At 63.1% G+C, this 8,817-nt stretch carries 9 protein-coding genes; 7 read left to right on the top strand and 2 right to left on the bottom strand.

Features of this window, described 5'->3' with window-relative positions:
• Positions 1-167 precede the first annotated feature (167 nt).
• The 5 genes from guaB (at position 168) to QMX78_RS18225 (ending at position 5,727) form a co-directional block, all read left to right on the top strand.
• Entirely contained in the window at positions 168-1,625 is a 1,458-nt protein-coding gene (guaB, locus tag QMX78_RS18245) for an IMP dehydrogenase (protein WP_282272201.1), read from the top strand.
• A 104-nt stretch (positions 1,626-1,729) separates the two neighbouring features.
• Positions 1,730-3,295, top strand: a complete 1,566-nt coding sequence (gene guaA / locus QMX78_RS18240; RefSeq protein WP_282272199.1) for a glutamine-hydrolyzing GMP synthase — start codon at positions 1,730-1,732, stop codon at positions 3,293-3,295.
• A gap of 310 nt (positions 3,296-3,605) precedes the next feature.
• The gene (locus tag QMX78_RS18235) at positions 3,606-4,862 is read left to right on the top strand and encodes a tyrosine-type recombinase/integrase (protein ID WP_150359707.1); all 1,257 of its coding nucleotides are present in this window, start codon (positions 3,606-3,608) and stop codon (positions 4,860-4,862) included.
• Positions 4,863-4,922: 60 nt separating this feature from the next.
• Positions 4,923-5,198, top strand: coding sequence for a hypothetical protein (locus QMX78_RS18230; protein ID WP_150359708.1), 276 nt, complete (start codon positions 4,923-4,925; stop codon positions 5,196-5,198).
• 4 nt (positions 5,199-5,202) lie between these two features.
• Positions 5,203-5,727, top strand: a complete 525-nt coding sequence (locus QMX78_RS18225) for a DNA-binding protein (RefSeq protein WP_154352383.1) — start codon at positions 5,203-5,205, stop codon at positions 5,725-5,727.
• Between the two features lie 16 nt (positions 5,728-5,743).
• Here the strand turns inward: QMX78_RS18225 and QMX78_RS18220 are convergent, their stop codons facing one another.
• Positions 5,744-6,121 carry an AlpA family phage regulatory protein gene (locus QMX78_RS18220; protein WP_150359710.1) on the bottom strand — a complete coding sequence of 126 codons (378 nt, stop codon included), beginning with the start codon at positions 6,119-6,121 and terminating at the stop codon, positions 5,744-5,746.
• A gap of 415 nt (positions 6,122-6,536) precedes the next feature.
• Between QMX78_RS18220 and radC the strand changes: the two genes are divergently transcribed.
• Together radC and QMX78_RS18210 are read left to right on the top strand one after the other, a co-directional pair.
• Positions 6,537-7,046, top strand: coding sequence for a DNA repair protein RadC (radC, locus tag QMX78_RS18215; protein ID WP_154352384.1), 510 nt, complete (start codon positions 6,537-6,539; stop codon positions 7,044-7,046).
• 286 nt (positions 7,047-7,332) lie between these two features.
• Positions 7,333-7,683, top strand: a complete 351-nt coding sequence (locus QMX78_RS18210) for a DUF2958 domain-containing protein (protein WP_154352385.1) — start codon at positions 7,333-7,335, stop codon at positions 7,681-7,683.
• 29 nt (positions 7,684-7,712) lie between these two features.
• Here the strand turns inward: QMX78_RS18210 and QMX78_RS18205 are convergent, their stop codons facing one another.
• The gene (locus QMX78_RS18205) at positions 7,713-8,381 is read right to left on the bottom strand and encodes a hypothetical protein (protein ID WP_154352386.1); all 669 of its coding nucleotides are present in this window, start codon (positions 8,379-8,381) and stop codon (positions 7,713-7,715) included.
• Positions 8,382-8,817: the final 436 nt, after the last annotated feature.

Genomic DNA, 8,817 nt, shown 5'->3' with positions numbered 1-8,817 from the left:
GCAAGGGGCTTTCGCGGTAACGCTCCTGCCGAGCATGGCTCGGCACTACAGGGCGTGATCCCTGAACACCTCCCCGCCAGCGCGACACTGCGTCGCACTTGCCCCCTGACATCGGCGGGCAAATAAGGGTAAAATGTCGCGCTTCCCCACATCTACCGGGCACGCCGATGCTGCGCATCCAGGCTGAAGCACTAACGTACGATGACGTTTCCCTCGTCCCCGCTCACTCCATCGTTCTGCCTAAGGACGTTGACCTCGGCACGCGGCTGACGCGCGACCTGCGGTTGAAGTTGCCGATTGTCTCGGCCGCCATGGATACCGTCACTGAAGCTCGCCTGGCCATCGCCATGGCCCAGATCGGCGGCATCGGCATCCTGCACAAGAACCTGACCGTCGAGCAGCAAGCTGCCGAAGTGGCCAAGGTCAAGAAGTTCGAATCCGGCGTCATCCGCGACCCGATCACCGTTGGTCCGGAAACCACGATCCGTGACGTGTTGGCCCTGACCCAGGCGCACAACATCTCCGGCGTGCCGGTGGTTGGCAGCGATGGCCTGCTGGCCGGCATCGTCACCCACCGTGACATGCGCTTTGAAACCGAGCTGGACGATCCGGTCCGCCACATCATGACCAAGAAGGATCGCCTGGTCACGGTGAAGGAAGGCGCGGCCTCGGACGAAGTCCTGTCGCTGCTGCACAAGAACCGCATCGAGAAAGTCCTGGTGGTCAACGACGCGTTCGAACTGCGCGGCCTGATCACGGTCAAGGACATCCAGAAGAAGAGCGACAACCCCAACGCTGCCAAGGACGCCGCAACGCGCCTGCTGGTTGGTGCTGCGGTCGGCGTTGGTGGTGACACTGATCGCCGCGTCGAAGCGCTGGTCGCCGCCGGCGTGGACGTGCTGGTGGTCGACACCGCGCACGGCCATTCGCAGGGCGTGCTGGACCGCGTGCGTTGGGTGAAGAAGAACTTCCCGAACTTACAGGTCATCGGCGGCAACATCTGCACCGGCGACGCTGCTCTGGCATTGCTGGATTGTGGCGCCGATGCGGTCAAGGTCGGTATCGGCCCGGGTTCGATCTGCACCACGCGCGTTGTCGCGGGTGTTGGCGTGCCGCAGATCACCGCGATCGACCTGGTTGCCGAAGCGCTGCAGGATCGCATTCCGCTGATCGCCGACGGTGGCATCCGTTACTCCGGCGACATCGGCAAGGCGCTGGCCGCTGGTGCGTCGACGGTGATGATCGGTGGCCTGCTCGCAGGCACCGAGGAATCGCCGGGCGAAACCGAACTGTTCCAGGGCCGCTCCTACAAGAGCTACCGTGGCATGGGGTCGCTGGCTGCGATGGAGAAGGGTTCCAAGGACCGCTACTTCCAGGACGCCGCCACCGCTGACAAGCTGGTGCCGGAAGGCATCGAAGGCCGTGTGCCGTATCGCGGCCCGGTTGGTGGCATCATCCACCAGCTCATCGGTGGCCTGCGCGCGACCATGGGCTATGTGGGCTGCGCCACCATCGAAGAAATGCGCACCAAGCCGAACTTCGTCAAGATCAGCGGTGCCGGCCAACGTGAGAGCCACGTCCACGACGTGCAGATCACCAAAGAGCCGCCGAACTACCGCGCTTGATGCGGTAAGCAGAAGAGGAACGTGGACCTGGTCCCGTTCCTCTTTCTCTATCCGCCATTTGTTTTGCATCGACTCCCGTTTTCATTGATCACTTGCCGGGCTTTATGACCAACATCCATAACGACAAGATCCTCATCCTCGATTTCGGCGCACAGTACACGCAGCTGATCGCGCGCCGCATCCGCGAGTTCGGTGTGTACTGCGAAATCTGGGCATGGGACCACGATCCGGCCGAGATCGCCGCCTTTGGTGCCAAGGGCATCATCCTGTCCGGCGGCCCGGAAACCACCACGCTGCCCGGCGCGCCGGCTGCACCGCAGGAAGTGTTCGACAGCGGCTTGCCGCTGCTGGGCATCTGCTACGGCCTGCAGACCATGGCCAAGCAGTTGGGCGGTGGCACCGAAGCCGCTGACCAGCGCGAGTTCGGCCATGCCGAAGTGAAGCTGCTCGGCAACGACGCGCTGCTGGGCGGCCTGTCCGACCACAATGGCGAGCCGCGCCTGGACGTGTGGATGAGCCACGGCGACCACGTCACCCACGTGCCGCCGGGCTTCGCCATCACCGCCGTGACCGACCGCATCCCGGTGGCCGCGATGGCCAACGAAGACAAGCGTTGGTACGGCGTGCAGTTCCACCCGGAAGTGACCCACACCAAGCAGGGCTCGGCGCTGCTGAAGCGCTTCGTCACCGATATCTGCGGCTGCGCCACGCTGTGGACCGCGGCCAACATCATCGACGACCAGATCGCCCGCGTGCGTGAGCAGGTTGGCAGCGATGAAGTGATCCTCGGCCTGTCCGGTGGCGTTGATTCCTCGGTGGTCGCAGCGCTGCTGCACAAGGCCATCGGCACCCAGCTGACCTGCGTGTTCGTTGATACCGGCCTGCTGCGCTTCCAGGAAGGCGACCAGGTCATGCAGATGATGGCCGAGAACATGGGCGTCAAGGTCGTGCGCGTGAATGCCGCTGACCGTTACTTCAAGGCACTGGAAGGCGTCAGCGATCCGGAAGCCAAGCGCAAGATCATCGGCAACCTGTTCGTCGAGATCTTCGATGAAGAGTCGAACAAGCTCAGCAACGCCAAGTGGCTGGCACAGGGCACTATCTATCCGGACGTGATCGAGTCGGCCGGCAGCAAGACCGGCAAGGCACACGTCATCAAGAGCCACCACAACGTGGGCGGCCTGCCGGAAGACATGAAGCTCAAGCTGGTCGAGCCGCTGCGCGAGCTGTTCAAGGACGAAGTGCGTCGCCTCGGCGTCGAACTCGGCCTGCCGCGCGCGATGGTCTATCGTCATCCGTTCCCGGGTCCGGGCTTGGGCGTGCGCATCCTCGGTGAAGTGAAGCGCGAGTACGCAGAACTGCTGGGCAAGGCCGACGCGATCTTCATCGAAGAGCTGCGTGCTGCCGATCTGTACGACAAGACCAGCCAGGCCTTCGCCGTGTTCCTGCCGGTCAAGTCGGTAGGCGTGGTTGGCGATGCACGTGCCTATGAGTGGGTGATCGCACTGCGCGCCGTGGAGACCATCGATTTCATGACCGCACATTGGGCGCACCTGCCGTACGACTTCCTCGGCCGCGTCTCCAACCGCATCATCAATGAGCTGCGTGGCGTCTCGCGCGTGGTCTACGACATCTCAGGCAAGCCGCCTGCGACGATCGAGTGGGAGTGAATTGACGTCCTTCGAGGACTATCGCCAGCTATCGAAAAACTGACGTAACGTGTTGATTTAGAAGAAAATACGTCGCAACAGCTATCGGTAGCTATCGCCGGCCAGCAGAAAAAGTTGACGGTAGAGCTGACGGTAAAAATCGAGGCCGGATTAAGACACTCTCGTTCACTATTCAGACTTTTACCGTCTTTGACGGTAAAAGCCTTCTCGGGAAAGCTTGTTTCATGGGGCTTTCCGGGCATCAGCAGGTCTCCAGGTCCCTGACGGTAAAACCTGACGGTAAATCCGTCACATGCCGGAGGAAACCTCGATGCTGACCGACGCCGCACTACGTAATTTCAAGCCTAAGTCCAAGATTTATAAGACTTCTGACCGAGACGGGATGTACGTGACGGTATCGCCTGGCGGAACGATCACGTTCCGCTACGACTACCGGCTCCACGGCCGCCGCGAGACACTGACCCTCGGACGCTATGGCCCTGGTGGCATCTCGCTGGCAATGGCGCGCGAACTGCTGCTGGACGCGCGCAAAGCCGTTCTCAAGGGTGTCTCGCCCGCGCTGGAAAAGCAGCGTGAGAAACGCCGGGTGGTCGCCATCAAGACCTTCGGCGCGGCGATGGAGACGTGGCTGGCCAACGCAAGGCTGGCCGACAGCACCCGCGCCATGCGCAAGCACATCATCGACCGGGACATCCTGCCGGTCTTCCAGAATCGCCTGCTGACCGAAATCCAGGCCGAAGACCTGCGGGCCTTGTGCAACAAGGTCAAGGAGCGTGGGGCGCCGGCGACGGCGGTACAGATTCGGGACATCGTGAAGCAGGTCTACATCTACGCCATCGCCCACGGTGAGAAGGTGGATAACCCCGCCGACAGCGTGGGCGCGGCCTCGATCGCCACCTTTGTGCCGAAAGATCGTGCCTTGTCTCCGCTGGAGATCCGGTTGTTCATGCAGCAGATGGAATCGGTGGCGACCTATCCGACCATCAAGCTGGCGCTGCGCTTGATCCTGCTGACGCTGGTACGCAAGAGCGAACTGATCCACGCCACCTGGGATGAGGTCGATTTCGAGAGCAAGACCTGGACGATTCCTAAGCAGCGGATGAAGGGGCGCAACCCGCACATGGTCTATCTATCGCGCCAGACGCTCGACATCTTCGTGACGTTGCACGCCTGCGCGGCGGGATCAAGGTTCGTTTTTCCGTCTCGCTATGACGCAGAGCGGTGCATGTCCAACGCCACTTTGAATCGCGTCACGGGGCTCGTGGTGGAGGCGGCAAAGACCAAGGGACTGCCGCTGCAACCCTTCACCGTCCATGACCTGCGCCGGACCGGCTCGACGCTGTTGAACGAAATCGGCTTCAACCGAGACTGGATCGAGAAGTGCCTGGCGCACGAGGACGGGCGTTCCTCGCGCTCGGTTTACAACAAGGCCGAGTACGCCGAGCAGCGGCGCCACATGCTGCAAGAGTGGGCCAACCTCGTCGATGCCTGGGGCGGTGGGCAGACGTACGTGCCGAAGCTGTTACCGGCGAACGTGGTGGTGCCGGCGTTGAGCGCGATAGCCTGAAACAGTTGCTTGGTTGTCACTTGACAACCAAGCAACTCATCCCCATACTGGAGATCATTGATGGCTCGTTCCCCTCATCCGAAGAAAGATGTCGAGGAAGCTCTCAGGCATGCCGAAGGGCAGGGCTGGCGCGTCGAAGTCGGCGGCAGCCACGCTTGGGGGCGGATGTATTGCCCTTACAACGATGAAGAATGTCGCTGCGGCGAGTTCTGCATCACCAGCGTATGGAGCACGCCGAAAAATCCCGGCAACCACGCGCGCGCCTTGCGGCGCGTCGTGGACAACTGCATCACGCACCGGCCGCAGCGCGACGCTGATGATGGTGCCAAGGAGTAGCGCGATGGAATACACCTTCACCCTGAAATACCAGCTCGCCGACGACGACCGCGATACGGATGCACTGGTGGAGCGCCTGGGCGAAGCCGGCTGCGACGATGCCTTGATCGGCATTGGGCAGCCGGGTCGGTTGGCGCTAGAGTTCACCCGCGAGGCAGCGGATGCGGACGAGGCCGTGCGTAGCGCGCTGGCCGATGTGCGCGGCGCCGCGCCGACCGCGCGATTGATCGAAGTAGCGCCGGATCTGGTGGGTCTGACTGACGTGGCCGACATTGTTGGCGTGTCGCGGCAGAACATGCGCAAGCTGATGCTGGCGCATCCGGGCAGCTTTCCGGCGCCGGTGCATGAAGGCAGCGCGTCGATCTGGCATTTGGCGGACGTATTGGCGTGGTTGCAGGCCAAGGGCAGCTACTCGCTGGCCAAAGACGTGTTTGAGGTGGCGCGAGTGGCCTTGCAGGTCAACGTGGCGAAGGAGGGGCAGCGATTGCCGCGCTCGACATCCAAGGCACTGGAGGTTTTGATTGGATGAGCGCCGCTGCTTGGCCTTATGCCTCGCTCGAACCCGCCCGGACAGGGCGGGTTTTTCGTAAGTGGACATCCGGTTTCGATACGCCGGCGCGCGGAGCCTGCTTTCGTTCTTCGACCCAGGCTTCCACTTCTGCCAAGTCCCATACCACGCAGCGTGGCGTCAGGTTGAAGCGACGTGGGAACTCACCGCGACGCTCCATTTCGTAGATCGTCGTTTCGGCGAGGGGAACGATCTGCCGCAGTTCCTGCCGGCGAATGGTGCGACGGAAGGGAAGGACACTGCGCGTTGGAAATTGCGGCAAAGCCTCGTAGGCATCCGTGCCTGGCAAGGGGAGGCCGACATCGGTGCCGGCGGTATTGGGGGCTTGCGATAGCTGTTCCACCTCGGACTCCATGGTTCTGCTGCATGGAGACATGGTGAAGTTCAATACCTATCGGGACAACTTGCTGCGGCGTAGTGGAGCGGGTTCGATGTGGTACTTGGATGTTGCGTCCCGGCGTACCGCCGTCGGGTTCGCGGGCTGCGCCCCGCGCTTCGTGCCGAATCGCGGCCATCCGGCTTTGATCCCTGACGCCTTCGGCCCTGTTGGGCCTGCGCGCTGCGCTTGCTCAACGGCGGGTGTGTGCAGTGGGCGGGGTGTGGGCGGTCTTGCTGTTCCCTTCACCATATCACGGCGTTCTCGCCGTCAAGGGCGGCGCGCGCTTGTGCGCGCTTGCGTCCTGGCGGCCGTCTGCGACCCCTGACTGCTTGCGCTGCGCCGTGCTGGCGACGGTTCCGGGCAATTCCGCCCAAGCAACCGGAGCACGATCATGTCGCAACTGTCTTTTTCCTCGTTCGATACCTCACTGATGGTGCGTGATGCGCAGGGCCGCTACCTGCTGGCGACGACTGACCAGATTCTGGAGGCCGCGCGCCAGGCTATCGAGCACAAGATGCAGCGCGGTGCGTCATTCAGTTCGCCGGTGGCGGTCAAGGAGTACCTGCGCGCCAAGCTGGCTGGGTTCGAGCACGAGGTGTTCGCCGTGCTGTTCCTGGATACGCACCATTACTTGATCGAATATGCCGAGATGTTTCGAGGCACCATCGATAGCGCATCGGTGTATCCGCGCGAAGTGGTCAAGCAGGCGCTGCGGCTCAATGCGGCGGCGGTCATCGTTTCGCACAACCACCCGAGCGGGAATCCTGAGCCGAGCGCGGCCGACAGGGCACTGACCCAGCGGCTCAAGGAGGCGCTGGCACTTGTGGACGTTCGCATTCTGGATCACATCATCGTCGCGGGCGGCAACACCACATCATTCGCCGAACGCGGCCTGATCTGACCAAGGGGGCTTCGGCCCCCTTTTTGCTGCGTCCGGTGGCGCAACTCCGGCCCGCGCGGGTCTGCGCGGGCCTGCGCGCTTCGCTTGCCGAGAACCGGGGAACGTGAAGGTGCAAGGGAGGCGGTCTTGCTGTTCCCTTCATCGTGCCACGGCGTGCTCGCCGTCAAGGGCTGCGCGCCGATGGCGCTTGCGTCCTGGCGGCCGTCGTTGACCCCTGACTGCTTGCGCTGCGCCGTGCCCCGGAAGGGTCGGGCAACTCCGCCCGGCAACCTTTCAGGAGTTCACCATGAACAACGCACTCATCACTGACGAGCAGCGCGTCGTGCTGCTGGCCAATGGCTGCAAATCACTGGAGAACCCGGACTTCGATCCGGCGCCCGTGGTCAAGCTGTTCACGCCGGATGCCGGCGCGACCTGGCTGCTGACCGAGATTGATCCCGACGACCACGACCACGCCTTTGGTCTTTGCGACCTGGGCCTGGGGATGCCGGAAATCGGCTGGGTCAGCCTGGGCGAACTGGCGACCGTGCGCGGCGGGCTGGGCCTGCCAATCGAACGTGACCTGTCTTTCCGGGCCGAAAAGCGGTTGAGCGCCTATGCGCGTGATGCGCGCCTGGCTGGGCGAATCGTCCAATGATTTGCGCGGGGCGTCGCAAGAAGCCCCGTTCAAGGTCTCAGCAGATCCGGCAGGCAGTCGGCGAATGCCGGCTGGATCTTGCTCACCGGCTTGGCCACGGCTTCATCGCCGGTGAGGACAGCCATCGTCATGCCGGTCATGGTCGTCAGACCGTTCGAGCTGCGCAGCACTTGCAGCGCAAGATCGACCGGGAAGCCGTCGGCACTACGCCGCAGCGGATGAATGCCGCCATGCACGAATGAGTTCATGCCGTGCCAGGTCACATCCTTGAAGTGCGAGAGCATCTGGTGCGCGGCTGCCGGCACGCCTTGTCCGACTCGCTTGCCGATCTGCTCAATCATTTCGCTGGCGCCAGGCAAGTTCTTGGCTGCCTGTTCGCTCTGCTGCGTCAGTGGCGCCAGCAACTTGTCGATCGCTGTGTCGCTAGCTGCGTAGAGCAGCCAAATTGCCCGTGTCAGGGCCTCGAACTGCAGGCGCATGAGGCCGACGGCAGACGTGGGCAGTCGCAGCGACATCAACGCTCGCATTGCCGCCGCATGTTCCATAGCCACCAAGCACATGCCGAGGGCTGATTCGCCACGGGGCGATCCATCGAACTCGGCATTGCCCAGCAATTCATCCAGCCGTTCGTGCAAGGCATTGGAGCGGTGAAGCATGTGCTCCAAAGGATCGTCGTTGTTGAGGATGGTTTCTTCCATGGAGGGATGGTAGGACGGTCGTGCGTCCCCGGCCAAGCAGACATGGCCGGTCGCGCTGTCGTGCTTCGCATTGAACCGCCTGCGGCGTCTCGCCCCTGATGGGCTTCCATCGTTCCCTCGCTCCGCTCGGCTGACGCCGCCGGCCCTGATTCCTAGATCCGGGCCTGCGCGCTTCGCTTGCCGTGCGGTCGGCGTGTCGAGGGGCCGTTGCCATGTCCAGCCGTCTCCCCTGACTTCATCACCTTCACCGCGACTGTAGCCCGCGCCCGTGTGCCGTCAAGGCGCGCAGGGCCGTGTCCTCGGCTGCGCCTGCGGGCCGCACCAACCCTGCGCTTGCCTCCTTGACGGCACCCGTTCGCGCGCTCCTGACCGTCGCGGGCGATGAACTCAGGAAAGACGGTGGCAACAGGGCCAACCGGGTTCCTCGTGCCGACCG

The organism is Stenotrophomonas sp. PS02298, assembly GCF_029959445.1.
GTDB lineage: Bacteria > Pseudomonadota > Gammaproteobacteria > Xanthomonadales > Xanthomonadaceae > Stenotrophomonas.
The sequence above is the reverse complement of the archived record's forward strand: the minus strand, read 5'-3'. Positions and strand labels throughout refer to the sequence as shown.

Excerpts from the sequence above, each read along its gene's own strand:
- guaB (WP_282272201.1), top strand. The coding sequence starts at position 168 with ATGCTGCGCATCCAGGCTGAAGCACTAACGTACGATGACGTTTCCCTC.
- guaA (WP_282272199.1), top strand. The coding sequence starts at position 1,730 with ATGACCAACATCCATAACGACAAGATCCTCATCCTCGATTTCGGCGCA.
- QMX78_RS18235 (WP_150359707.1), top strand. The coding sequence starts at position 3,606 with ATGCTGACCGACGCCGCACTACGTAATTTCAAGCCTAAGTCCAAGATT.
- QMX78_RS18230 (WP_150359708.1), top strand. The coding sequence starts at position 4,923 with ATGGCTCGTTCCCCTCATCCGAAGAAAGATGTCGAGGAAGCTCTCAGG.
- QMX78_RS18225 (WP_154352383.1), top strand. The coding sequence starts at position 5,203 with ATGGAATACACCTTCACCCTGAAATACCAGCTCGCCGACGACGACCGC.
- QMX78_RS18220 (WP_150359710.1), bottom strand. The coding sequence starts at position 6,121 with ATGGAGTCCGAGGTGGAACAGCTATCGCAAGCCCCCAATACCGCCGGC.
- radC (WP_154352384.1), top strand. The coding sequence starts at position 6,537 with ATGTCGCAACTGTCTTTTTCCTCGTTCGATACCTCACTGATGGTGCGT.
- QMX78_RS18210 (WP_154352385.1), top strand. The coding sequence starts at position 7,333 with ATGAACAACGCACTCATCACTGACGAGCAGCGCGTCGTGCTGCTGGCC.
- QMX78_RS18205 (WP_154352386.1), bottom strand. The coding sequence starts at position 8,381 with ATGGAAGAAACCATCCTCAACAACGACGATCCTTTGGAGCACATGCTT.